21 protein-coding genes are annotated in these 25,328 nt (G+C 47.5%); 16 read left to right on the top strand and 5 right to left on the bottom strand.

The window, feature by feature from the left end:
- The first annotated feature begins 182 nt into the window (after nt 1-182).
- Complete coding sequence (locus ACFVQB_RS11155; RefSeq protein WP_379438358.1) at nt 183-596, top strand: hypothetical protein; 414 nt, start codon at nt 183-185, stop codon at nt 594-596.
- Between the two features lie 93 nt (nt 597-689).
- Here the strand turns inward: ACFVQB_RS11155 and ACFVQB_RS11160 are convergent, their stop codons facing one another.
- Nucleotides 690-3,500, bottom strand: a complete 2,811-nt coding sequence (locus ACFVQB_RS11160) for a chitinase N-terminal domain-containing protein (protein WP_379438361.1) — start codon at nt 3,498-3,500, stop codon at nt 690-692.
- 206 nt (nt 3,501-3,706) lie between these two features.
- Nucleotides 3,707-4,183, bottom strand: a complete 477-nt coding sequence (locus ACFVQB_RS11165) for an RNA polymerase sigma factor (RefSeq protein WP_379438364.1) — start codon at nt 4,181-4,183, stop codon at nt 3,707-3,709.
- Nucleotides 4,184-4,390: 207 nt separating this feature from the next.
- Here ACFVQB_RS11165 and ACFVQB_RS11170 point away from each other — a divergent pair, with 207 nt between their 5' ends.
- The 7 genes from ACFVQB_RS11170 to ACFVQB_RS11200 all read left to right on the top strand — a co-directional run bounded on the left by ACFVQB_RS11170 (nt 4,391) and on the right by ACFVQB_RS11200 (nt 14,171).
- Entirely contained in the window at nt 4,391-5,104 is a 714-nt protein-coding gene (locus tag ACFVQB_RS11170) for a response regulator transcription factor (RefSeq protein WP_024628875.1), read from the top strand.
- Nucleotides 5,101-6,564 (top strand): sensor histidine kinase, encoded by a 1,464-nt coding sequence (locus tag ACFVQB_RS11175; RefSeq protein WP_379438368.1) that lies wholly within the window; start codon nt 5,101-5,103, stop codon nt 6,562-6,564. The genes ACFVQB_RS11170 and ACFVQB_RS11175 overlap by 4 nt, the downstream gene beginning before the upstream one ends.
- Nucleotides 6,561-7,718, top strand: a complete 1,158-nt coding sequence (locus tag ACFVQB_RS11180; RefSeq protein ID WP_379438371.1) for a hypothetical protein — start codon at nt 6,561-6,563, stop codon at nt 7,716-7,718. The genes ACFVQB_RS11175 and ACFVQB_RS11180 overlap by 4 nt, the downstream gene beginning before the upstream one ends.
- Nucleotides 7,719-7,966: 248 nt before the next feature.
- The gene (locus tag ACFVQB_RS11185) at nt 7,967-8,671 is read left to right on the top strand and encodes an ABC transporter ATP-binding protein (protein ID WP_379438373.1); all 705 of its coding nucleotides are present in this window, start codon (nt 7,967-7,969) and stop codon (nt 8,669-8,671) included.
- The gene (locus ACFVQB_RS11190; protein ID WP_379438376.1) at nt 8,668-10,029 is read left to right on the top strand and encodes an ABC transporter permease; all 1,362 of its coding nucleotides are present in this window, start codon (nt 8,668-8,670) and stop codon (nt 10,027-10,029) included. The genes ACFVQB_RS11185 and ACFVQB_RS11190 overlap by 4 nt, the downstream gene beginning before the upstream one ends.
- A gap of 108 nt (nt 10,030-10,137) precedes the next feature.
- A complete protein-coding gene (locus tag ACFVQB_RS11195; RefSeq protein WP_379438378.1) occupies nt 10,138-11,187 on the top strand; it encodes an efflux RND transporter periplasmic adaptor subunit in 1,050 nt (349 codons plus the stop codon).
- 551 nt (nt 11,188-11,738) lie between these two features.
- Nucleotides 11,739-14,171 (top strand): glycoside hydrolase family 6 protein, encoded by a 2,433-nt coding sequence (locus ACFVQB_RS11200; RefSeq protein WP_379438381.1) that lies wholly within the window; start codon nt 11,739-11,741, stop codon nt 14,169-14,171.
- A gap of 321 nt (nt 14,172-14,492) precedes the next feature.
- On the opposite strand, the gene ACFVQB_RS11205 is transcribed toward ACFVQB_RS11200, so the two are convergent.
- Nucleotides 14,493-14,726, bottom strand: a complete 234-nt coding sequence (locus ACFVQB_RS11205; RefSeq protein WP_379438384.1) for a hypothetical protein — start codon at nt 14,724-14,726, stop codon at nt 14,493-14,495.
- Nucleotides 14,727-15,225: 499 nt separating this feature from the next.
- Here ACFVQB_RS11205 and ACFVQB_RS11210 point away from each other — a divergent pair, with 499 nt between their 5' ends.
- Nucleotides 15,226-17,568, top strand: a complete 2,343-nt coding sequence (locus tag ACFVQB_RS11210; protein WP_379439651.1) for a rhamnogalacturonan lyase — start codon at nt 15,226-15,228, stop codon at nt 17,566-17,568.
- A 147-nt stretch (nt 17,569-17,715) separates the two neighbouring features.
- On the opposite strand, the gene ACFVQB_RS11215 is transcribed toward ACFVQB_RS11210, so the two are convergent.
- On the bottom strand, nt 17,716-18,318 hold the full coding sequence (locus tag ACFVQB_RS11215) for a histidine phosphatase family protein (protein ID WP_379438387.1): 603 nt from the start codon (nt 18,316-18,318) through the stop codon (nt 17,716-17,718).
- A gap of 225 nt (nt 18,319-18,543) precedes the next feature.
- Between ACFVQB_RS11215 and ACFVQB_RS11220 the strand changes: the two genes are divergently transcribed.
- Complete coding sequence (locus ACFVQB_RS11220) at nt 18,544-19,506, top strand: AraC family transcriptional regulator (RefSeq protein WP_379439654.1); 963 nt, start codon at nt 18,544-18,546, stop codon at nt 19,504-19,506.
- A 180-nt stretch (nt 19,507-19,686) separates the two neighbouring features.
- The gene (gene melA / locus ACFVQB_RS11225; protein ID WP_379438389.1) at nt 19,687-21,192 is read left to right on the top strand and encodes an alpha-glucosidase/alpha-galactosidase; all 1,506 of its coding nucleotides are present in this window, start codon (nt 19,687-19,689) and stop codon (nt 21,190-21,192) included.
- 118 nt (nt 21,193-21,310) lie between these two features.
- Here the strand turns inward: melA and ACFVQB_RS11230 are convergent, their stop codons facing one another.
- Entirely contained in the window at nt 21,311-21,733 is a 423-nt protein-coding gene (locus ACFVQB_RS11230) for a hypothetical protein (protein ID WP_379438392.1), read from the bottom strand.
- Between the two features lie 299 nt (nt 21,734-22,032).
- Here ACFVQB_RS11230 and ACFVQB_RS11235 point away from each other — a divergent pair, with 299 nt between their 5' ends.
- The 5 genes from ACFVQB_RS11235 to ACFVQB_RS11255 all read left to right on the top strand — a co-directional run bounded on the left by ACFVQB_RS11235 (nt 22,033) and on the right by ACFVQB_RS11255 (nt 25,302).
- Nucleotides 22,033-22,392, top strand: a complete 360-nt coding sequence (locus ACFVQB_RS11235) for a PadR family transcriptional regulator (RefSeq protein WP_379438394.1) — start codon at nt 22,033-22,035, stop codon at nt 22,390-22,392.
- Nucleotides 22,389-23,081 carry a permease prefix domain 1-containing protein gene (locus ACFVQB_RS11240; protein ID WP_379438396.1) on the top strand — a complete coding sequence of 231 codons (693 nt, stop codon included), beginning with the start codon at nt 22,389-22,391 and terminating at the stop codon, nt 23,079-23,081. Before ACFVQB_RS11235 ends, ACFVQB_RS11240 begins: the two co-directional genes overlap by 4 nt.
- On the top strand, nt 23,078-23,635 hold the full coding sequence (locus tag ACFVQB_RS11245) for a DUF4825 domain-containing protein (RefSeq protein WP_379438398.1): 558 nt from the start codon (nt 23,078-23,080) through the stop codon (nt 23,633-23,635). The genes ACFVQB_RS11240 and ACFVQB_RS11245 overlap by 4 nt, the downstream gene beginning before the upstream one ends.
- Before the next feature lie 131 nt (nt 23,636-23,766).
- A complete protein-coding gene (locus ACFVQB_RS11250; protein WP_379438400.1) occupies nt 23,767-24,537 on the top strand; it encodes an amino acid ABC transporter substrate-binding protein in 771 nt (256 codons plus the stop codon).
- Between the two features lie 105 nt (nt 24,538-24,642).
- Nucleotides 24,643-25,302 carry an amino acid ABC transporter permease gene (locus ACFVQB_RS11255; RefSeq protein ID WP_379438402.1) on the top strand — a complete coding sequence of 220 codons (660 nt, stop codon included), beginning with the start codon at nt 24,643-24,645 and terminating at the stop codon, nt 25,300-25,302.
- Nucleotides 25,303-25,328: the final 26 nt, after the last annotated feature.

A 25,328-nucleotide genomic window follows, 5' to 3' on the forward strand; every position in this document is an offset into this window, starting at 1 on the left:
GATATGTTTCAATCCATTATTGATCTATCGGAAGAGCAGCCCATGCAATAGCAGGTGCTGCTTTTTGTATTTTATAGGAAGTTAATATCAGCAAAATGTTGAGCCTATATGAAATTACTGTTTTAGAAGTAGACTCATCTTATGATACTGTATAGTTATAAATTTAGTAATGGAGGTAAATTGTGAGAAAAATCAATCACGTATTATGGGTCTCAATATCTATACTTATTTTAATAGTCGCCATGTCTCTCACGGGTTGTTCCAAATTGCAAACAAGAATTAATCTGATGGGAGAGAGTGAACATTGGAGAGGGGAGCTAGATACGACAGTAACAAATGAAAGAGCAGAAAATGGACAGTATACTATATTTTATAAAAAAGATAATTTGGAAGATATTAAAGAATATAAAATTAACATTAATGAAGGAAGAATAATTAGAAAGGAGAGCGATTTAACTTCGAAATCTATAGAGTTCCCTATAACGAGAACAAAAGGTTCAATGGTTAGTAGGAATGAAGACCAGACTATTGTCATTGAGTGGAAAGATATGAGTGGTAACAACTTTGAAGAGAAACTGATCTTAAGTGAAAAATAACAGAAAAAAACCGAAGCAAGGTGCCTGGAGTCCCGGCAAACTTGCTTCGGTTTTTCAATGCTTGGTTAAACGTTAGGCATTCCTTAGTGAGACTTAGCTTGCTGCAGGCAAAGATACAGCGGATTTCGTTACTTGTACTGTAATCGTTTCCGTGCTTGTCACACCCGCTGCATTGATCAGCTCGGCGCGATACGTGTACGTTCCATTCGCGTGACCGGATACATCTGTCACGGCGCTTTGTGCATTAGGTGTTACTGCGTTCAGCGCTTTGGTATCGATCAGTTGACCATTCTCATAGAGACGGTATTCTGTTGCATTTGTTCCCCACCACAGATTCATTGTCACTTTGTAGTTGCCGTCCCCATCCCAATTGTCTTGGGAGAGAACTGCTTTGCCAGGGGCAGCATTCGCAACTTGTACCGTAAGTACTTCACTGCGAGTTGTACCCTTGGAGTTCGTCAGCTCAGCTACATAGGTATAAGTACCGTTAGCTTTGCTATTAATCGTAGTTTGGGCCGATTGCGCCGCTGGTGTAGCGTCTGTCAGCTTTTGTGTGTCAATCAGCACGCCATCTTCATACAGCTTATAGCTTGTGCCATTGTCACCCCACCAGAGGTTCATCGTAACCGTATAAGATCCTTCAGACAGACCATTGCTATAACCATTGTTGGATGTAAGCGACGGTTTACCTGGTGCGCCAACAGCTGGCGTAGAAGGTCCTTCTTCGCCGCCTTCCTCAACTTTTACGAAATCGTTCAAGCTTCTAGGCTTCAATTGGAATACATCTTTGAAAATAGCGGCAACACCGGTCACGCTGATTTTATCGCCTGCTGCATAAGGGAAGGATGTTTGCGTTACACCTGTGCGTGTATCTACACGTACATGCGTGCTTGTTCCGTCCGCTGCAACCGCATCGAATTCAAACGAACCTGCCGGAGTTGCACTGATGATGTTTTGAACAGTTACTTCTTTCAATTGAACGAGTTGACCCTGGTTAGCAGCCGTAACTGCCGGAACTTCAAGGGCAGCAGGAATGGAGGCTGTACCTGTTTTCTCGATCGCTACGATATCTGTAAGCTCAAATTCACTGTTGTACAGCGCCGTTGCTGCGGTTACTTTAACCACATCACCAGCGTGGAAGCCGCCAGTGCTTTGGAAAACATAAAGGCCGCCGGTTGTGTCTTGAAGATAGAAGGATTGTCCACCAAAAGCACCTGGCTCTGTAGTAACTACGCCCTCAACCGTAACCGTTGAACCAGCTGCTTTGGTGCGAGCATCAGCAATGCTGATTGTTGCCGGGATGGGTCCTTCTTCTTCCGGAAGCTGCTCAGCCGGAACATTGCCGACGGTAACTGCAGTCGTGATCAGGTTGCTGCCGTTCAGACGCAGACGCAGGCTGGCAGCGCCCGTTGTACCTGATTTAATGCGGACATTCAGGTCCTTGATTGCGCGACCTTTACTGTCGGAAGTTACGCTAAAGTTGGAGCTATAACCGTACGAAGTCGGCCATGTACCACTTTCATTCTGAATCATGGCTACTTGCGTTCCGCCAGTCAGATAGATTCCTGCACTGTAACCGGAAACGGTTGTGTTAGCAGGCATGTTCTCTACAACCACACGGATTTGGAAATCCTCCGCATTAGGCAGGGTGTCCTGCTTTACGAAGCTGTAGGAAGCATTCGCGCTTGAAGCTGGTCCACCATAAGAACCTGCTTTGAACGTGGAACGATCGTACCACTTGTATCCGGCAGCTGGTGCGGCCCAAGGTTCAGCCTGTGGTTCAGTGGAAGCCGCAGGTTGTTCGAACGGAAGCAATGCTGTTGCATTATCCAGTTGGAGTCCGTTCACTTGAGTCAAGCTAGTGTAATTTTCTTGATTAGCAAGCCAGTTAACCGTATTGACCAGCAATTTGCCGTCATCCACTTCTTTGAAGCCATCATACGTTGTTTTGCGAGCACCAGTCTCTTCGCGCAAGTATTTCGGTGAAGCATCTTCAACCGGAGAGGAATCCCCGATAAACGCTGCTTTACCTGCACCCAGCTTGGATACGGCTACATAAGGACCTTCCTCAACTCCACCACCGTTGTATACGCCTTGGTCAACAGCGTTCGGCCAAGCTGCATTCGTTTTCGGCAGGTAAACAATACCTTTGGCTTTGGTTGGATCAGTGATCGCAAGAGTGGACCCTGCGTGCATGGCTACAGCAGATACACCTTCCGTAATGCCAAATGCCTGTCCAGCAGGCACAATGTTAGTAGCGTTAATATCGCCTAATGCGTTGTAACGGAAGCGTACTCCGAAATTATCGGACAGCCAGTCCGTGCTGGTTACATTTTGCATAGCCTCAGAGTTACGCTCCTCTGTGCTCATGCCTTTGGCTGGATCTTCGAATGCGCCACGACGATAACCGTTAATTGCTTCGGAACCGTCCCAGCGGTTTTTGTTACGGTCAGCATTGTAGTGATCTCCAATGAAGAAGATGCTGCCGCCTTTTTCTACGTACTCTTTCATGGCTGCCTGTTCTGTCGTTTTGAAGGGAACATTGGGTTCAGCAATGACAAACACGTTATATTCTTTCAGATCGTCATAGGTAAAAGGAGTTGTCTTGCGCAGTTCCTTTACATAATATCCATCATTCGCGAGTGCATTGCCGAAGTCAGAAAAGCCTCCGTCAATGACCCAGTCAGCCGCTCCGGCTGTCTGTGCATGAGTATTGTCGAACAATACTTTCTTGCCAGCATTTCCGTTAACAACCTTCGCCTGAATGAACGGTGCAGGGTCTGTTGCCCATTCGGCTTGAACCGTTGCATCTCCATTCCACAATCCGATCTGAAGCGGCAATGCCATGGACAATGCTAGGAGTGATTTTACCCATACTCCTCGCATACGTGTCAATTTACCCAACCAAATCCCTCCCAAATATTAGTTGAAACATGAGTTCGTCCATATTCTAACACACCAAAATCTCACATAGTCATAACAATTTGTAAAAACGAAATCGACTTTTGTAAAAATGAGTCCTTTGTCATGCTCCATAGAGCAAATTTTGATACTTTCTAACATCAGATGTTGATTTCAACGTCATTCCTGCTCATGAAAAAAGCCATCTCTTATGAGATGACTTTGGCCCGAATGCGATTGACGGCATGAAATACCGAGGATTTGATCATGCCTTCACTGCGGTTGATTAGCTGGGCGGTTTCCTTGATGCTGTACCCATGAATCACGCGTAATTCAAGAATTTTGCGATGCTCTGTATTGTTAATGATCGACACAAGGTCGTTAACACCTTCGGAAATCTCCAACTCGGATGTATCACAGTGATAGGTCTGCATCTCCAATTTACTGTCACGCTTCAGTGTACGGGTTCGCTTGCGGAATGTATCCATGGCGAGGTTACGGGCAATTCTTTTGAGGTAGTAGAGAAGACGTTCTTCCGGAATGTCAGCCGATACATTCATCATTCGAATGAAGCACTCCTGCGTGAGGTCCTCTGCATCCTGTTGATTTTTGACGATTTGAGATAGATACCGTGTCACTTCTGATTTATAGTTTACATAAGCATCATGAATGGTTGTTTTGTTCACGTGATGTTTTCCCCTTTGGATACCGATCTGGCCTTTTCCGGTCTGGTTTGTTCTCTATGTTCCATAGTATATCGGGATGATGTTTCCAAAGACGCCAGACTTGTATCCGAGTTGTAACATTTTCCGTGAACCTCTGTTCAATCCTGGAGCAGAGATACAAAATATAAGGCAGATGAAATTCATAGAGCAGGGAGATTAAGATTCATCATGAGACCGAAACAGATTTTGATTATTGAGGACGAAGAGTCCATTCGCGACATCCTGTCCTATTCTTTGCGCAAGGAAGGATTTGAGATGACCGAAGCAGCAACAGGCAGAGAGGGCCTGGATCTGCTCAGAGAGTCCAGACCAGACTTGATCCTGCTCGACCTGATGCTGCCCGACATGAGCGGGTTCGATGTATGCAGACAGCTATCGGTGAATTCGAAGATTCCCGTGATTATGATTACGGCGAAGTCCGATATGCTGGACAAAGTGCTCGGCATGGAGCTGGGGGCGGATGATTATATTACCAAGCCATTCGACATTCGTGAGGTGGTTGTGCGTATTCGGGCCATTTTCCGCCGGATTGATCTAATCAGCGAGACGCTGGAGAATCAGTCCTATGAAGTGGTACGGCTTGGCAGACACATTGAGATACGCAAGGATGAGCGTGAAGTCTGGAAGGATGGGGAACGCGCCGGACTGACCAATAAGGAGTATGATCTGCTGCTGTATTTGGTCAACCATCACCGCAAGGTACATACAAGGTCTGAGTTGCTGGATAAAGTGTGGGGATTTGATTTTCCCGGAGATACCCGGACGGTAGACATTCATATTCAGCGCATCCGCAAGAAGCTGGATAGTGGGGAGCAGGGCATTTCACTTATCGAGACGGTCTTCGGCGTGGGGTACAAACTGAATATTCAGGTGCATACATGAAGTGGACGATCCAGTTCAAAATGGTCGTTCTTTTCTCGGTCATCGTATTTATCGGTTTTTCGGCCTTGCTCATTATTTTGAATAAAGTGGGTGAGGAGAACATGTACAGGGAAGTGCAGGAGGACATGGTACAATCCAAAAAAAATCTGGATATCGCGCTCAATCAATACTTCCTGATTCATAATAAACGGATTAGTGAGGACTCCCTGGGAACAGGGAATCGGGACCTCGCAGAACAGATCGGATCCGCGGTAGGCGGCAAGGTCATGGTGTATCGATCGGATGGAACCCCGTTTAGTACCGTGGGTGCGGAGGGGAAGCCGGGTGCCGCCCAAACCTCTGATCTACAGGCTGCCATGAAATCAAAGATCGCCTATACAACTGTGGTGGACAAAGGCAGAGTAACAGGGAATCTGTCCTTCCCTGTGCTGTCGGATGGGAGCATCCTTGGCATTATCCAGCTGGAAAGGGATTACACGGATCTGTTCAAACGGCATCTGCGCTTTCAGAACACCATCAAGGGCTTTGCAGCGGTCATTTTTGTGTTTGTTTTCATTGGCTCTGTCTTTATTTCACGCCAGATTACGAAGCCCATTCGTGTGCTGACGAAACGTTCAGCCGAAGTTGCACAAGGCAGCCTGAATGCAGACATCCACATCTCAACGAAGGATGAGATTGGAGAGCTGGCTTCCAGCTTTACGGTCATGATTGATCGGGTAAGGGAGCAGATTGATGTGATTGAGAGAGAACGGGATGAGGTCAAGCATTTGCAGGCGCGCAACAAGGTTTTTTTTGACAATGTGACCCATGAATTAAAGACACCGCTGACCACGATACTGGGGTATGCCCAGATTTTGCGGGATAATGGATTTACGGATCAGGCGTTCTTCGATAAAGGGTTGAAATATATTATCAATGAGAGCCAACGTCTCAACGTCATGGTTGCCGATATCCTGGAAGTGACCGTATCGTCCACACCGATTCAGACCTATCGCTTTGAGCAGGTGAATGTATCGAATATTATTCGGGAAGCCTGCGAAGACATGTCCATCAAGGCGGGCAAGTACAATATTGGCATTCGCTATGAGCTGGAAGAGCTGCTGTATGTCCAGGGGGACTGGAATAAGCTCAAGGAAGTTTTTTTGAATGTACTGGATAACTCGGTCAAATACGGGAATGTGAATTCCATCATTCAGGTCCAATCGTTCCGGCTGGGAGATTCGGTAGCCATACTGATTCGTGATGAAGGAGAAGGCATTCCGGAGGAAGCGCAGAAGCATGTATTTGAACCCTTTTACCGGGATAACGGGATGAACAGGACAGAGAAGGGAAGCGCTGGACTGGGCTTGTCCATAGTGAAAAACACGGTGGAGCAGCATGGGGGAACGGTGGAAATGAAAAGTATATTAAACAAGGGAACGCAGGTGAATATCAGTCTGCCTGGAGAATGGGACGTATGAAGAAACGAGGATTTTGGAGCAGACATCGCGATATGCTTATGTTATCCGGTTTGCTGATTGTATTTGTCGGAGGTATCTTTGGCATTGGTAGTCTGTTCAGCATTGGACATGCGAAGCCCAGAACCGTCATTCTGCCGGATAAACAGTTCAACAGCCGCCTGGCCCCACCGCCAAGCAGCACAATTCAGATTGAGTCGGCTACCAAGCTGCCCAATGACTTTGCCATTTATGATTTTGAGGTAGCTGATCCCAACACCGTGATATTGAATCGGCCGGATCGTTCCTATACCGGGATCAAGCTGTCACAACTGCACATGGATGATAATCGGTTGAAAGACATCGCTACGAATACAGAGTATGGCATTACCTTGAGTCCGGATCAGAGCAAGCTTATTTATTCCCAGTACCGATCGACTCAGGCACAGAAGACAACCTATCAATATGATTTGAAATCTGGGGAACATCGCAAGCTGAAGAATGACAACTCCTATTCACGTGTCTTTGTAGGCAATGAATCCTACATCGGATATGATGATCTGGTGTTCAACATGGTGGAGCTGAATACAGGAAAGAAACATGAATTGTACAGTTATGATGAGTTAGTTGCCAAGGTCGCACAGACGAGCAACATTTCAAGTCCGGATGATACCCTGATTATGCTGTATTCATATGAGATCAGCCGGGATCTATCACGGGTGTATGTGCTGGTCAAACTGAAAGAAAATTACGCCGTCTACAGCTTCTCTCTTAACGATAAAAATGAAATCACTGCATACACCCCTGCCCAGGATATACAGCAGTTTAAGGTATTGAAGAATGGGGACATGCTGATTCAGGGCATGATTAACAACGAACAGGGATTGTACAGATATCGATCGGCTACCAAGAAGTTTGAGCTGCTAGTCAAAGGGCCTATCTGGAGCTTCGATCTGGATGAGGAGGAGTCCCGCATTGCCTATTTTCTGACACTCGAAGGACAGAAGAATGAGGTGCACATTGCCTATCTGAATGACCGCAAGCTGGGGTCCGATACAGTTATCTACCGGAATATCGATTACTTTATCAAGTTGAAATGGAATGACAGCAACCTTTTTGTTGTTGGGAGCTCCATGGAAAAAAGCGAGTTATATCGGTTTAGCTTCCGAGCTTGGTAAAACCGTAAATATGGAATGCTCAGACATTAGGGCCCTATGGAATAAAGTCGCTACGTAAGGACTAAACCCATAGGGCTCTTTTTGTATGTGAGCATTATTGCATAAGTTCAAAGAGCGCATTTCAATCGCATCTCAATCCAATGGTGTAAAAGTATGATTTTACAAATTGGATACAAGTCCAGATTGGACCGATACATCTGATGGCTATAATTACCTCTATTACATCGATGAGAGAGGAAGCCGGATTCATGCTGCGAGTAGAACAGGTGTCACACACGTTCCGCAATGCACAAGGGACTGTTCCCGTATTGCAGGACATTAACATATCCGTGGGCAAGGGTGAGATGGTTGCACTGCTGGGAAGCTCCGGTTCAGGCAAGTCGACGTTATTGCATCTGATGGCAGGTCTGATGAAGCCGGACACAGGCAAGATCCTCATTGCAGATCAGGATATTGTGCGAATGAGTGAGAACCGACTGGCTGAATTTCGCCGGACACATATTGGCTTTATTTTTCAGGCGTATGAGCTGCTGGCGAACCTGACGATTCGGGAAAATGTAGAGCTGCCGCTCGTATTTCAGGGCATTCGCCCATCATGGCGTAAGCAAAAGGCGATGCACCTGCTGGAACAGGTAGGCCTTGTCGGCAAGTCTGAATTATTCCCTTCCCAGCTATCGGGAGGGCAGCAGCAGCGCGTCAGCATTGCGCGTTCGTTGATTACAGAGCCGTCCGTCATATTCGCAGATGAGCCTACCGGGAACCTGGATACGCGAACGGAGGAAGAGATTATTTCCATTTTGCAACAGCTGAATCGGGAGATGGATACAACATTCGTTATTGTCACGCATGAGGCTGAAGTGGCGGAGCAGATGCAGGTTGTCATTACATTGCAGGACGGATGTTTGGTGGAGAGTGGTCAGTCCAAGGCAGTAGAGCAAGGAGAGCGGTTGTGAGAGTTCTGGATGTGTTGCGAATGGCATGGGGACAGATTGTGCGCAGGAAGGTGGTTACTTTACTGTGCATGATTGGCCTGTCCATCGGCTGTGCGGCGATGATTATCGCATTAAGCGTGGGGCAGTCGGTACAGGTCTATGGTGAGAAAACGTTAAACGAGAATTACAAAATGGATGAGATTACGGTGTCTCCCAATGAAGGAATCAGTTCCGGAAGCAATGGACAGACGTCCACTTTTGAACGCGGAGCGCTGACGGCTCGCAAAGTCGATATTATTGGCAGCCTTCCGCATGTCGTCGCTGTCGCTCCGATGCTGAAGCTGGATATGCTGGAGATGGCTACTTTGGATGGCAAAAGCTCCAATGTAGAAGTCATCGGTACAGAGCTTGGATCATTGAGTCGTTTCGGCTACCGTTTTGACAAAGGCGGGGCCTCGGGAATTAGCGGAGCCGCTATTGCGAATCATGGTGCAACTTTCGGACTTGTGGAGGCCGAGGTGATTCGCGAACTGAACAACAAGCTCATGGAGGATTCGTTTAACGATGAGTTTCTACAGCAGTACATGGCGTTGATGTCTACCCAAACCGAGCTGTTTCAGGCACAGTTTAACCTGAAATATCAGGACATGAATGATTCGTCCAAAGTCAAAATAAGCTCGCCTTTGCGAGTGACGGGTGTGCTTAAGGTGCCTGGTGGCATGAGTGAGAATAATGCCATGTATGACAAAAAGATCTATGTTTCCCTCGAAACTGCCCGGATGCTCGCCGAACAATTCCAGAGCAGTCAGGCACAGGCTGCGGCGGCAGGACGGTTGAACTCGGCGCTCGTGAAGGTGGAGGACAAAAAGTATGTGGCGCAGGTGCAGGAGCAGATTAAGAAGCTGACGCTGATGACAGACAGTAATCTGTATCAGGAGCAGGCGATGAAGGAACAGCTCGGCATGTACCAGAAGGCCGCTATGGGCATTGGGATATTCGTCATGCTGCTGGCTTCGCTGTCCATTATTGTCGCGATGATCATGTCCACGCATCAGCGCCGCAAACAGATTGGCGTCATGAAGGTGCTGGGAGCTAATCTGTGGCAGATCCGGCAAATGTTCATTACAGAAGCCGCAGTACTCGGAGTAATGGGCGGTATTGTTGGTGTCTTCATCGCTTACGGAGCCATCCAGGGAGTGAATGGACTGCTCCAAGGGCAAATCTCGATGGAGGCAAGCACACCTCTCCAAGTGGTTATTCAGACGTCGGCCCTGCCTGCTGGCATAGCGTTTGCGGTGTTGACCGGAGTGCTCTCTGGAATCTATCCGGCGATTAGTGCTTCGCGTACGAATGCGTTGCAGGTGATTAAATCGGCATAAATGAAGCAGAGATACAGCAGAGATAAGACAGAATCAACAGCAGATTCAATGAAGGGACATACGGCAATGAAGAACTCGGCAATAAGCAAATGGATAAAGAGAATCATCATGATCGGACTGCTCGTAGGCGCTGGATATTTTCTATACCAACAATATAAACCGGTACCGGAAGCGCCCATCGAGGCCCCGCAGCCCATTACATTTGAAGTCACACAGGAGACGATCACGCAGGAAATTCAGGTCAAAGGTAAGTCGGCTTATGCCAAACAGACGGATGTGTACGCTCCTTTTGCCTCGAAGATAAAGCAGTGGAATGTGGAGAATGGGGAGCCCATTCGCAAGGGAGCTGTCATGTTCTCGCTTGATTCCAAAGCATTGCAATCGGAAGTGCAGCAGTTGGAAACCGATATTGAGAAATCGAGGCTGGAAGCTCAATTAAATGAGATTGGTCTTACTCAGGGAGAGGGTCCCGAGCAATTGGGGGTTACCGAAGAAGAACGGAAGAAAGCTTTCGCGGAGCGGGAAACAAAACGACTGACCAACGAAATGAACAAGGAATCCATCGCTGTGAAGGAGCAGGAGGTTCAGGCCAAGAAAGCGGTCATTGGTTTATCCACCGTGTATGCGCCGGTATCCGGCGTATTTATGATGAATGATACGGAGACCAAGACACGTATGGTGAGCGAAGGTCAGTATGTAGGTACCATTGTGGATACGGGCAAACTGCAATTTGTGGCGACCATTAGCGAGCAGGACATTTTCAAAATTCAAACTGGCATGCCTGTAAGCGTACATATGACGGGCAATAAGGAGGTTCCGTTAACCGGAAAGGTCAGCAAAATCTCCAAGTTTGCCAAAAAGGGAACGGAAGCAGATCTGAAGCAGCCTTCCCAATTCGATATTGTCATTGATCTGAAGCCAAACGCCAAGCTGATCGGTGGATTAAGTCTGGAGGGCAAGATTGAAACGCTGCGCAAGGAGAAAGCTACGGTGGTTCCCACGTTGGCAGTCATGCGTGATCAGGATAAGGCATATGTCATGCTGGATCAAGGCAACGGGCAATATGCACAGCAGACTATCCAAACAGGCATGGAGACAGATGACAAGACTGAAGTACTGAACGGTTTGAAACCGGGAGATATTGTAGTCCTTCCATAAAAAGAGAGCTTGAGAATATGCCAAGTGAAATAGCTCATTAAGGGGGAATAAGCCCCTGATGAGCCTTTCTTATGGCTTGGGGAGGCACATCTCATAATTCCTGCCTGATTTATGGAATTAAATATAATAAATTTTAATAAATTCAATTTACAGTAATATTTACATGGAGTATAATCGATTCATAAGGAGGTGGACACGCGATGTGAGGTTTGTATCGAGGGTAAGCCTTTTTTTAAAACCTCTAAAAGTAAGCGCTTACTTTATTTGAGCTTGAGCAATGCCTTGAAAGCCGTTCACCAAAGATCACCCGCATACACCTACAGATGTTATCCCCCTTGCTTTGTCACTTAACCCCAGTGTAAGACACCATTTCTGTTTCTTGTTTCACACCTTATTATTGTTGAACTAGCTTGTCCCAATTGAACTACATTCATGGAGGTGAAGTTCCTACAGCTCATCCATACGTTCTCTACCGTGCATAGCATCTTGCCGACACAGAGGATCAGACATGAGTATATACCCAATCCAATTACAGGAAAGGTGGAACCCTAATGACAAAATCGAAAACCTTATCGAGAGGCGGAAAGGTCCTTCGCAGAAGTGTAAAACAAATGCTGGCAACAACGCTGCTCGCGGCGGGCATTTTCCCGGGCATGGCTCCAGGAGTGAGTCAGGCGGCTGAAGCGCATGTGGATAATCCGTTTATCGGAGCTACGGCGTATTTAAACCAGGATTATTCCGCTCTCGTGGATACGTCTATCGCTCTCACCAGTGATGCTTCGTTAAAAGCCAAGATGGAAACGGTCAAATCCTATCCAACGGCAGTCTGGATCGACCGTATTGCCGCCATCAATGGAGGAGCAGACAATGCCGGACGCAAAAGTGTGGAGCAGCATCTGGATGCCGCCTTGGCACAAAAAAAGGCAGGCACTCCGATTACCGCTTCATTCGTTATCTACAACTTGCCTGGGCGGGATTGTCATGCGCTTGCGTCCAATGGTGAACTTCCACTAACACAGGTGGCCCTGCAGACGTATAAAAATGATTATATCAATGTAATTGCCGATATTTTTGCAAAGCCCAAGTATCAGGACATTCGTATCATCGCGATCATTGAGCCGGACAGTCTGCCCAATCTGGTAACCAATCTCAGTACACCAGCCTGTGCCCAGGCCAGTTCAACAGGCATCTATGAAGCTGGCGTGAAATACGCTTTGGACAAGCTGCATGCCATTCCGAATGTGTACAACTACCTGGATATTGGTCACTCCGGCTGGCTAGGTTGGGATAACAACCGTACAGGTGCAATCTCGCTGTATACCAACGTTGTCCAAGGAACAGCAGCAGGTCTGAATAGCGCCGATGGCTTCATTACGAACACGGCGAACAGCACACCGCTGAACGAACCGAATCTGCCTAATCCGGATCTGAACATTGGCGGACAACCGATCAAGTCTTCCAAGTTTTATGAGTGGAACCCTTACTTTGACGAAACCGATTTCACTGCGGCACTGTATAGCGGATTTGTACAAGCAGGATGGCCGGCCAGCACGGGCTTCCTTATTGATACCAGCCGCAATGGATGGGGCGGGGTTAACCGTCCAACGTCTGCCACAGGCAGTGATATTAACACGTACGTGAACTCCGGGCGTGTGGATAAGCGGGATCACCGGGGGAACTGGTGCAACAACAGCGGAGCAGGCATAGGTGAAGCACCTAAGGCAGCACCAGGACCAGTACATCTGGATGCCTATGTATGGGTCAAACCTCCAGGGGAGTCCGATGGCTCCAGCTCGGAGATTCCGAACAACGAAGGGAAAGGCTTCGACCGGATGTGTGATCCAACGTTTACAACTCGTGATGGTGTATTAACGGGTGCACTGCCTAACGCACCGGTGTCAGGTCACTGGTTCCATGACCAATTCGTTATGCTGGTGCAAAACTCATTCCCTGTTCTTCCTGCCAGCAATGGTGGAGGGGGTGGAACGACAGCTCCAGCAGCTCCGGCAACACTGTCTGCAACAGCAGGCAACGCACAGGTTTCCCTGAGCTGGACAGACTCCACAGGTGCGACCAGTTATAACGTGAAGAGGGCGTTGAGCGCGTCGGGTCCATTCATTACGGTTGCAGCGGGCGTGACCGGCACATCGTATGCCAACGCAGGTCTGATCAATGGTACAACCTACTATTATGTGGTTAGTGCCGTGAATGCTGCGGGTGAGAGTGCGAATTCGGCTGTAAAAAGTGCGGTACCAGTAGCAGGCGTAACTGCCCCTGCTGCACCAACAGCGCTGACAGCTACGGCAGGCAATGCTCAAATCATCTTATCCTGGACGGCTTCGGCAGGAGCGACAGGTTATAACGTGAAACGAGCGTTGAGTGCATCGGGTCCATTTACGACCGTTGCTGCCAACGTGAGCGGCACATCTTACACGAATACAGGTCTGACCAATGGAACGACCTATCATTATGTGGTTAGTGCTGCGAACGCTGCCGGGGAAAGTGCCAATTCTGCCGCAGCTTCCGCAACACCACAAAGTGTAGTTGTTCCGACGAGTGATCTGGTTCTGCAATATCGTGCGGGAGATACCAACGCGGCAGATAATCAGATCAAACCGTATTTCAATATCAAAAACGTGGGTAACACGGCTGTAAACCTGAGTGATCTGAAAATCCGTTATTACTTCTCCAAAGAAGGTACCGCAGCGATGGACTCTGCAATTGACTGGGCTCAGGTGGGCGGTGCCAACATCCAGCGCACGTTCACCGATTCCTATGTGGAGCTGAGCTTCACTGCTGGAGCAGGCGCGATCCAGGCGGGTGGACAATCCGGGGATATCCAGCTTCGTATGTACAAAACGGACTGGAGCAACTTTGATGAAACCAATGATTATTCCTACGATCCAACCAAAACATCTTATCAGGACTGGAACAAGGTGACCCTCTACAAAGGCGATAACCTGGTCTGGGGCATTGAGCCTTAAATAGGTAGCTCAACACATGAAGCAGGGACGTTTTCAAGTCATGTTTATGACTGTGGGAACGTCCCCTGTTGTTGTTTTCTGCTTCAGGAATCGGCTTTTATAGCTATGCACCAACTCTCATGAAGAACGGCTTCAAAATCAGAGAGAGTAAGAGTGGTACGCGACAAATTTTTGCTTGTAATGATTTCATCTTCTTGGTCATAGCCAAACCAGAGATGCCAGATTTCCAAGTTTATTTCTTTATTGAGTGTAGTTACATAATTATATAATTCCTTCGTTAGATTTATTGGAGGAACATCGAATTTATAAATAAGATTGAGATTAGTATACTTGCTCATGAATTTTTAAAGCATATGGAGCATTTTCTATGTGAAAATGATTAGACGTTGCTAAATCACCATATAGAACCTTTGCATTTTCATTCATGTCTTTCCAAGGAATCTGGCCATCTGGAACATTCATACGAATCATATCCTCTACATTTAAAACCTCTTGTCCTTTAAGTTTAATCTCGGGAATTGGACGATCTGCTGCTATATAGAATTCGAAGCTCATTTTTAATCACCCTGCCTTCATAAGGTATTCTTATATTATTGCAATAATAGAGGGAGTTTTAAAGTAACCGGATTGGCTTTTCTATAGAACCTCTAGTACATATTTTCCTGTTGAGCCCTCCTCCAACAACACTGAATATTGATCGTTTTGGACGGATATTTGCCTATGTCGCGGCAGGTAGGATGTCTATAATAGTACCCGATGGGCAGGATGAAGCTGCTCTGATGGAGAGAGAATGGAAGGGGGACGGAGTCGAAGAAGTCTGTTCAAGCGGATGATTCTTTTAAAATTTTGTAAGCGCATTCAGTAAAGTTTGAAGGATATGAATGTCTGTATGGATTTTCTGTATGGATTGACGGATGTCGCAACGATCCAAGCACAGCCATATGCATCACCCATTTTGTCACAAGGAGAGTGAAGGTCGATGAAATCCAAAACAACAGCGCCGATACATAAAGGATCGGTTTCAGGTATGCACTCCAATCGCAGGAAGGTGCGTATGCCACTTGCAGCCAAAATGCTGTCTTCGGCACTAAGCGTTGCCTTGCTCGTTGCGGGAACAGCGGGTGCGAGCGGAGCAGCAGCTTCCAGTGAGAACAGCGCGATTGAGGCCAGCGTGCAGTCACATAAGGGAGGTAGTTCTTTGAAAGACATTCAGCTTGAGTATCTGGATCGCGGTCTGGTCGCGGCGTCTACTTCCGAGGGTGTTTTTCTCAGTTGGAGATTGCTTGGTGACGAGGCCACAGGGTATAGCGATAAAGGTCTGACAGGTACAGATTTTAACGTGTATCGTGATGGCAAGAAGATTGCTACGGTCACCGACAGCACCAACTATGTTGATGCCGCAGGCAAATTGTCGTCCCGTTATGAAGTGGCAGCGGTAAGCAATAAGGGCAAGGAGAGCAAACGCAGTGCATCCGTCAAACCTTGGGCGAACGGCTACGTCGATATTCCTTTGCAAAAACCGGCTGATGGTGTGACGCCAGTAGGAGAAGCCTACTCGTATTCTGCGAATGACATGAGTGTGGGCGATGTGGACGGGGACGGTCAGTATGAGTTTTTTGTAAAATGGGACCCTTCTAACGCCAAGGATGTCTCACAAAAAGGCTACACCGGTAAAACTTACGTGGATTGTTACACGCTGGACGGACAATTGTTGTACCGGATCGATCTCGGGGTTAACATCCGTTCGGGTGCTCATTATACACAGATGCTCGTTTATGATTTTGACGGGGATGGCAAGGCCGAGATGATGTTCAAGACCGCTCCGGGAACCAAGATTATTCAATATAACAAAAAAGGAAAGGTTACTTCCGAGAAATACATCACCCTTCCGAAGCAGGATCGCAAGGCAGGTTACTCCAACGAAGATGATTACCGTTTAAGTGCAGATGGCTACTATGATCATGTCGTGGATATGTTCAAAAACTGGCATAAACATGAAGAGGTCGTGAAGGGCAACTGGCCTGCTACGTTGGAGGAAGCTTTTGGAATTGAGAAAAAGTATAGTTATCCATTGTCTCAGAAGGATGCTGAGAGCCTGGCAGACTACTTCATCGATGTGTATGCACCAAGCCGGAGTGACAAGAATGAGCTGCGCAAGTTCGAAGGCTTTATCGTGGATGGGCCTGAGTATGTAACGGTGTTTGAAGGAGAGTCAGGCAAAGAGCTGGAGACCATTCCTTATGAGCCGGGACGGCAGGATGATGGGTTGATGTGGGGCGATTACGCAATGGCGCGTATTGAACCGGCGAACCGTGTAGATCGTTTTCTGGCAGGCGTGGCATATCTGGACGGGAAGCAACCGTCAGCAATCTTTGCACGCGGGTACTACACACGTTCGACAATGGTCGCCTACAACTGGGATGGCAAAAAGCTCAAGCGTGAATGGAAGGTGGACAGTGGCTGGACACCGATGAAGAACCCGTTCAATGACGGCCCACATGGGGTGGATGGTACAGATCCAGTGTATGGTTCGATTACAACGCAAGGCGCGCACTATTTCAGTGTCGCTGATGTGGATGGAGACGGCAAACAGGAGGTCGTGTACGGCTCGGCCACGATTGATCATGATGGCAGTGTACTGTACAGCTCCAAGGACCTGATGCCTGCGGAGAGTGCTACTCCGGGAACGATTGCACGTCTGGGCCACGGGGATGCGCTTCATGTAGCTGATATTGATCCGGATCGTCCAGGACTGGAGATCTTTATGGTGCATGAGGGTGGTCCTTGGGCGCCATACGGATATTCCCTGCGGGATGCAAAGACTGGGGAAGTAATCTATGGCGGGTACACGGGCAAAGATACCGGACGTGGCATGATCGGTGATGTGGACCCGACTCGCCGCGGGCTGGAGACATGGGCTGTAGGATTGTGGACAGCCAGCGGTGAGAAAATAAGCGATAAAGCCCCCGGCACCAATATGAATATTCGATGGGCTGCCGATATGACCACTCAAATCGTGGAGGGTGCCATCAATGTCACCCCTACAATCAAGGATTGGAATCGGGGCACGCTGCTGACCGCAACCGGAACGTTGACCAACAATTATACCAAAGGTACGCCGTCTCTCGTAGCCGATATCTTCGGGGATTGGCGGGAAGAGATGCTGGTGAGAACCGAGGACAGCTCGGCGATCCGCATCTACCTGAGTACCGAGAAGACCGATCGTAAACTGTATACGCTGATGCATGACGCGATGTATCGTGTCGGCATTGCCGGACAGAACAGTGGATACAATCAGCCGTCTTATCCATCCTTCTACATGGCATCGGATATCGACTGGTCGAAGGTTACGCTGCCGAAGTTTCACACGCCCAAGTCGGGTAAAGGTGGAAAATAAGAATTAATAGGTGAGAAGTGAAAATGGGAAATGCCATTGGGAAACGTAAATAGTGAAGCTCTGGAGTAACCTCAGTGCGTTTAGGCGTACGGGAGGTTACCCGGAGTTTTTTTTGATATGGCTAAACCGAAACAACAGACGGAATCATCAATTCAAATGTTCAACAGATGCAAAATCTTGAATGGTGTACTTCCCGTTTTCATGAATCAATGTGGTGATGGAGCATTCGGGAATCAACTGACTTTGCATCGTGATAAAATCAGGATGCCAGACGTTAAGCTCATGCTCTGGGAATGTGTTTACCAGAAAATCTGTAATTAACCCGCCATGAGTAACGATAACGATATGGCTATCTGGTGGCTCTACATTCGTCAATTCCGTTAGGAAAGAGGCTAAGCGTTCGCCTGCCTGCTTTGATGAGTCGCCAACGGGTGGGAGGTAGTCTGGATCGCTTGTGCATCGGTCCCACATTGCGATGAATTCTTCAAATGTTTGTTCAGGCAGGTCACCCCAGTTGGTGCGTTCTCGCAGACGCTGTTCTTCCGTCACTGTAACGTTTGTTTGAAGAGCAATATGCGCCGCTGTGTCAATCGCCCTTCGAAGTGAGCTTGCAATGATTTTGGTGACAGGTACGTTAGCCAAATAAAGTGCTGTCGACTTAGCTTGCACTACTCCTTCGGATGTGATGGAAACATCACCGATGCGCTTTTCTTTGACCCCATGTCTCACCAGAAAAAATGTAGTTTTCATCCCTCAAGACCTCCCGCTTATAGATTGGATAAAAATCAAATTGATTAGATTTACAACTAATTATATAGTTATCTAATTTATAATCGCAATGTTTTTCATTTACATGATGCTATACATCGCCGAGACTTGCTACAATGGAGAAAAGTGAGGATTGTTGCAGCAACGGAGGTGCAGGCATTGGAAGCAAAACATTGGACAGGCAGTCTGTTTCAGGAGAAACTGCGCATGGAGGACTATGGACCGCGTTTCTACGCATATTATTACAAGCAATGGGACAACTACCAGATGTCCTATCACGATCATGACTCCACCGAGATCATGTACATTATTTCGGGAATGTGCCGGGTCGATGTACAGATGCCGGATGGCAGCTCGGAACAGGCAGTATTGAAAAAAGGGCAGTTCATTCTGCTGGACGCGGGGGTTCCACACCGTCTGCTGGTGAAAGATGGCGTCCCGTGCCGCATGCTGAATGTGGAATTTGGAGTTGCCAGATCAGAGCCAGGCCAGCCTTCCATTCGCCAGCTCGCGCTGGAAGAGGAAGAAGTCCATGCTTTTCTAACACAAGCCTCGCCTTATCTGGTTTTGCCTGACCCGGAGGAGGTGTACCATATTATGAAAAGCCTGGTGCTGGAGCTGGATCAGCGTGGACTTATGGAGCAAGGACGATCTTCTGCAACCATGCGGATCATCCCGCCGGAGGAACGCTCGCATCATCGCGAAGCCCGTGATTTGAAGTCGCCTGAACAAGGGACGCTGGTACGCACGTTGTTTATCCAACTGCTGGTTCGGGTCGCAAGACTTCGCGGGGAAATCAACCGAAGTGCGCTGGATCAGACGGAATTGTACGTGAAACGGACGATTGAATTCATGCATCACAATATGGATCGAAATATTCAAATGAAGGATATCGCGGCTGCGGTGAATCTGCATCCAGGCTATTTGCACCGTATTTTTCGCCAGCACACAAAGCGCACGCCTACCGATTATCTCACGATGCTACGAATGGAAAAGGCGAAGATGCTGCTGCAACAGACAAATATTCCAATCTCCGAAATTTCCGATTACGTGGGCGTGGGGAGCAGACAATATTTTCATATGTTATTCAAGAAATATACTGGCCGAACGCCGGTTGAATTCCGTTCCTCGATGGAGCGACATGTCAGTCATTATCCCGCTGAAGAATAAATCGTGCAGTTTATCTGGAAAGTACGGCGCGGTGGATGTAAAAGTGAGGATTTTTGACAACCTTGCTGTGAAGAGGTCATGATTTTGATAACGCTTCCTTACAACCCGTTGCTACAATGATTTCATGAAGTGAGATCATTAACCGGGGCGAATATACTCGGATTACGGGAGGAACTATGCATGTCGTTTAAAGTGGCATTTATCGGGGCAGGCAGTATCGGATTTACACGGGGGTTGCTGCGGGATTTGCTCGCGGTACCGGAATTCAACAATATTGAGATTGCGTTCTGTGATATCAATCAGCACAATCTGGACATGGTTACCGAGCTATGTCAGCGGGATATCCGCGAGAATGGACTGAATATTCAGATTCAGCCGACAACGGACCGGAGAGAAGCGCTCAAGGACGCGAAGTATGTACTATGTACAATCCGTGTGGGTGGGTTGGAAGCTTTTGCAACCGATGTGGATATTCCGCTCAAATATGGTGTAGATCAATGTGTCGGCGATACATTGTGTGCAGGTGGGATCATGTACGGACAGCGCGGAATTGCCGAAATGCTCGACATCTGCAAAGATATTCGTGAGCAAAGCGCACCGGATGTGCTGCTCCTCAATTATTCCAACCCGATGGCTATGCTGACATGGGCCTGCAACAAGTACGGTGGCGTGCGTACGATCGGACTATGTCATGGCGTACAGCACGGGCATCACCAGATTGCGGAAGCGTTTGGACTGAAAATGAATGAAGTGGATATTGTATGTGCCGGTATTAATCATCAGACCTGGTATATCAAGGCTTCCCATGAAGGTAAAGATCTTACAGGCGATTTGCTCGAAGCCTTCGAGAAACATCCGGAGTATAGCCGTACCGAGAAAGTGCGGATCGATATGCTGCGCCGATTTGGTTATTACAGTACGGAATCGAATGGTCACCTTAGCGAATATGTACCTTGGTACCGCAAACGTCCGGAAGAGATCAAGGACTGGATTGATCTGGGCAACTGGATTAATGGTGAGACAGGCGGATATTTGCGCGTATGTACAGAGGGTAGAAATTGGTTTGAGACTGATTTCCCGAACTGGATGAAGGATGAGCCGATGCAATTTATTGCGGAAAAACGAGGCGGGGAACATGGTTCCTACATTATAGAAGGGTTGGAGACGGGACGCGTATACCGCGGACACTTTAATACCGTCAATAATGGTGTGATCTCCAATCTACCAGATGATGCGATTATCGAAGCACCGGGATATGTGGACCGCAACGGCATTTCGATGCCACATGTAGGCGATCTGCCGCTCGGTCCGGCTGCCGTGTGTAACGTGAGCATTTCCGTACAACGGCTTGCGGTTGAAGCTGCTGTACATGGTGACGACAAACTATTGCGTCAGGCGTTCATGATGGACCCACTCGTGGGTGCGGTATGTAATCCAAAAGAAATCTGGCAAATGGTTGACGAAATGCTGGTCGCTCAAGCCGAGTGGTTGCCGCAATATGGTGATGCGATTGCCGCGGCAGAAGCAAGACTCGCTGCGGGCAACCTGATTCCAACGAAGGAATATGAAGGTGCTGCACGTCTCAAAGTGAAAACCGTTGAGGAGATGCAGCAGGATCGCGACGCCGCCAACAAAAATGCGGGTGAATCGGATAAAGGGAAAGATCGCGAGAAAGTGCAGCAATAGATAGAGGCAGGATGTACAGCAATGCGATATAAACGGAATTTGAAAATTAAGAACAATGAATAAGAGATATAAAGAGTAGACAGGGCCCTCTCCAGTATTGGAGGGGCCCTGTTTGGTTCTATTCTTTCTCAACGACACGAACCACAAACGTAAAAGAAGTATCTCCCAGGCTGATCTGTGAATCTTGAGGGGAAGACCAGCGGACAAATGCTCCGTAATAATGTGTCCCTGGTTCCTTGGGAAGTTGGAAGGTCCCACCCGTTGAAGTAATGGGTTGATTGCGGTTGTCCACATATTCAGAAATACTTATCACATCCGGGGGGATGTCTATGCCCATGTCTATGGATAATTCCTCACCGACAAGAACTTGGACCGGACTTTTGTCTTCAAAATTTAGGCTAGCATAGTCAGCACATATACCTCCCCAGCAATAACTGCCCTGTACAGCTGGAATAGAGATGCCGCTTTCGCTCTGGATAGTTGGCGTAGGCAGTTTCTGAGGTAAGTTGGGCTCCGGTTCCTGAGCCTGTTTTGATCCCATTTCGGTTTCCTTTGCAACTGTCGGTGGGAGTGAGGCAGTTTCGTTTGTACCATTAATTGAAGTAGAATTACAGCCGGATAATATCAGCAATGTTGTAAGGAACACGAATGAAGTTATCGTTCTCATAGTGATGAAGAATTTTATTTTATCCACCTCCCTAATATCTTCCAGACGAAGAACAAGAGAAGAATGTTGCTCATTGGAATGCATATTTACCATGCGATACATATTACCTTTACAGACATAGTAATATGTCTTATAGTATACCCAGGATTGAAGAAAGTCGGTGAATCTGGCAGATGGATGAACAAGCGATTAACAGTGACCTAATTCGAGGCAACATTGACCCCATTATTCTGAGTGTACTTATACCGAAGGATAACTACGGCTATAGCATTATTAAGGAAATCTATCGCAAGAGTGGAGAACGGTTTGAATTAAAGGAACCGACACTCTATTCCAGTCTGAAAAGGCTGGAGAAGAGTGGATATGTGGAATCCTACTGGGGGGAAGAGACCCAGGGAGGACGACGCAAATATTACCGGATTACAACGCAGGGGCAGGAAGCTTATAAACAGCAAGTTCACGCTTGGCACGCAGCCAAAACATTGATTGACTGCATGATTATTTCCGGGGAAAAGGGAGATGAAGGGATATGACATTGGAAGCTCGCATTACCCGCCATGTGAATCGTCTGTTCAATCATGGGCAGGGCACATTGGCTAATCAAGAGTTAAAAGAAGAGATTCACAGTAATCTCGCTGCACGAATCGAAGATTATATGGAGCAGGGTATGGACGAGGAGCAGGCATTTCAGACTGCCATTCAGCATGTAGCTGGCATGGAGCAGATCATGAGTGATCATCGCAGGGTTCAACGCGTTCCTTATTGGACGGCGGTGTTGCAGTCTGCCTTGATCTATAGCCTTATCGCCTGGATCATCACCATTCCAATGAGAGTCATGGTCCAGGGCGCAACCATTAACAATTTGCTTATGATCATAAGTGTGATCGTGGCCGGAACGTATGTGTTTTACATGTTGAAAAATAAAAATACTTCCGCTGATTCAGAGGACACCACCGTTATTCGAACACCTGTGTTCTTGCAATGGACGCGCAGAGTGTGGTGGTTATGGGCAGGGCTCATCGTTGTGTTATGGGGTACACAGGCGGCGCTTCGATTTGGAAGCAACATCTGGTATAGCCGACCGATACAGGTAGAGGGGCCCTATCAATTTGCGGTAATCGCGATTGCTTTTGCCATACCTTTATTAAGTATTATTATTCCTTTGATCGTGCAGAGGGCGTATCGGATTGTAGGCAAGTATGAGGTAGGTGATGTCATATGACAGGAAAGAATAAATGGATTATTGCATTGGTCATGCTCGGTATTTTTGGTGTTATTGTGGTTGAGGGCATCGTTAATCCGAGAATAGAGGCGAAGCAGTCGCAGTATGAAGCAGAGCAGCAAGATCCGTTGACCCATGATTTTGCGGCATTAGCGAAATATCGCAGTGCTTATATGGGAGACTTCTCCAATCTCAGCCATTTAAATCAAGCTCTGCCCCTAAGCGAGCAATTGAATGGGTATCAGTTGTATCCAGAGACTTTTACGGCTCAGATCAATTACAGGATGGATACCAGCGAGATGAAGCCCGAAGCGTTGGAACGAATACTTGTATATAACGCTGCCGCCAATTTTGTGTGGATTGATAATTTGGAGCATGTGCTTTATTCATTTGAGAATGTTCAATATACTTTGAGCCGTGAGGCTGCCCAGCGATGGGCCAGAACGGAACTGAAGACCCTCCAGGGACCGGAGGAGTGGGATGCAACGGTACGCAAAAAGCTGGTGGAGCCCATACAAGTGAAAGAAGCTTTTTCACAAATTGTTGACAATTAAGCTGATTCAAAGATAAGGAAAAGGTAAGAGGCTCGACTCTTCTCCTATGCTATGTTATTATAAGACTCTGATAACGTGGTAACGAACTAAAGCGTTTGTGTTTTGGTTATAGACATGGAGGGGTTAGAGAGATGAGAAAACAAGCGATATTTCTATTATTGATCAGCATATTCATGATTGTTGTTGCGGGATGTTCCAGCTCGGGAAGCAAAGATGATAATGCCATTATTGTGGGGATAGATGATAAATTTGCTCCAATGGGCTTCCGGGATGACAAGAATGAAATTGTAGGTTTCGATATTGATTACGCAAGAGCAGCAGCGGAGAAAATGGGGAAAGAGATTACGTTCCAGCCCATTGACTGGTCTTCCAAAGAATCGGAGTTGAACAGCGGCCGAATCGACCTGATCTGGAACGGGTACACGATTACGGATGAGCGGAAAGATAAAGTGCTGTTCACGAAGCCGTATCTGGAGAACAGCCAGGTTGCAGTCACACTCGCGGACTCCCCGATCACGAAGCTGGATGAGCTGGATGGCAAAAATGTAGGCTTGCAGGCCCTGTCCTCTGCGGCAGATGCACTCGCGGCAAGTCCTCTGAAGGATAAAGTGAAGGCTTCCGAATTCCCGGACAACGTACTGGCCCTGACCGATCTCAAGACCAAACGTTTGGATGCTGTCATCATCGACGAAGTGGTCGCGAGATATTACATGTCCAAGGAAGAGGGAACGTTCAAACTGCTGGATGAATCCCTTGCTCCGGAACAATACGGCATTGGTGTGAAAAAAGGCAATGAGGAACTGCTGAATCAGCTGCAAAAAGCATTGGATGAGTTGAATGCCGATGGCACAGCAGCCGAGATTTCCACCAAATGGTTTGGCGAAGATGAAGTTTTGAAATAGGTCCAGGCACTTGCCTGACATATGTAAACAACATGACCCCGGATTCCAAAATGGAGCAAGTCTCCTGCGGAATGCGGGGTTAACAGATTAGAGGAGCCGATTACGATGAGTTGGGAATATCTATGGGGCGTCATGAAGCCAATGCTTGAAGGGGCACAGACCACGATCTTTTTATTTTTGCTGGCCATTATAGTGTCTGTACCACTTGGATTTGGAGTAACCTTATTGATGAAAAGCCGATTCAAGCCGTTGGCATGGATCGCTCATACGTACGTATATGTGATGCGGGGAACGCCGCTGATGCTTCAGCTGTTGTTCTTTTGCTTCGGTCTGCCGCTGCTTCCAGGGGTAGGGGAGTATCTTGTATTTGACCGTTTCACGGCGGCAGCGCTGGCCTTTATTTTGAATTATGGTGCGTATTTTGCCGAGATTTTCAGAGGTGGATTGCTCTCGATTGATAAAGGACAACATGAAGCTGCACAGGTACTGGGTCTAGGCAAATGGCAGACGATGACGAAAGTCATCATCCCGCAGATGTTTCGGGTAGCGTTACCTGCCACTGCAAATGAATCCATAAGCCTTATTAAAGATACGGCGTTGCTGTATGCAGTTGCTGTACCTGAGCTGCTGCATTACGCACAGGCCGCAGTAAACCGGGATTTCCGTCTGACACCATTTCTGATTGCAGCTATTATGTATTTGCTGATGACCATGGTACTCACCTTGTTCTTCAAGGCACTGGAGAAACGTTATATATTTGAGTAAAAGCGCACGGAACAGAAGTTTATGAA

The organism is Paenibacillus sp. NPDC057886, assembly GCF_042796655.1.
Lineage (GTDB): Bacteria > Bacillota > Bacilli > Paenibacillales > Paenibacillaceae > Paenibacillus.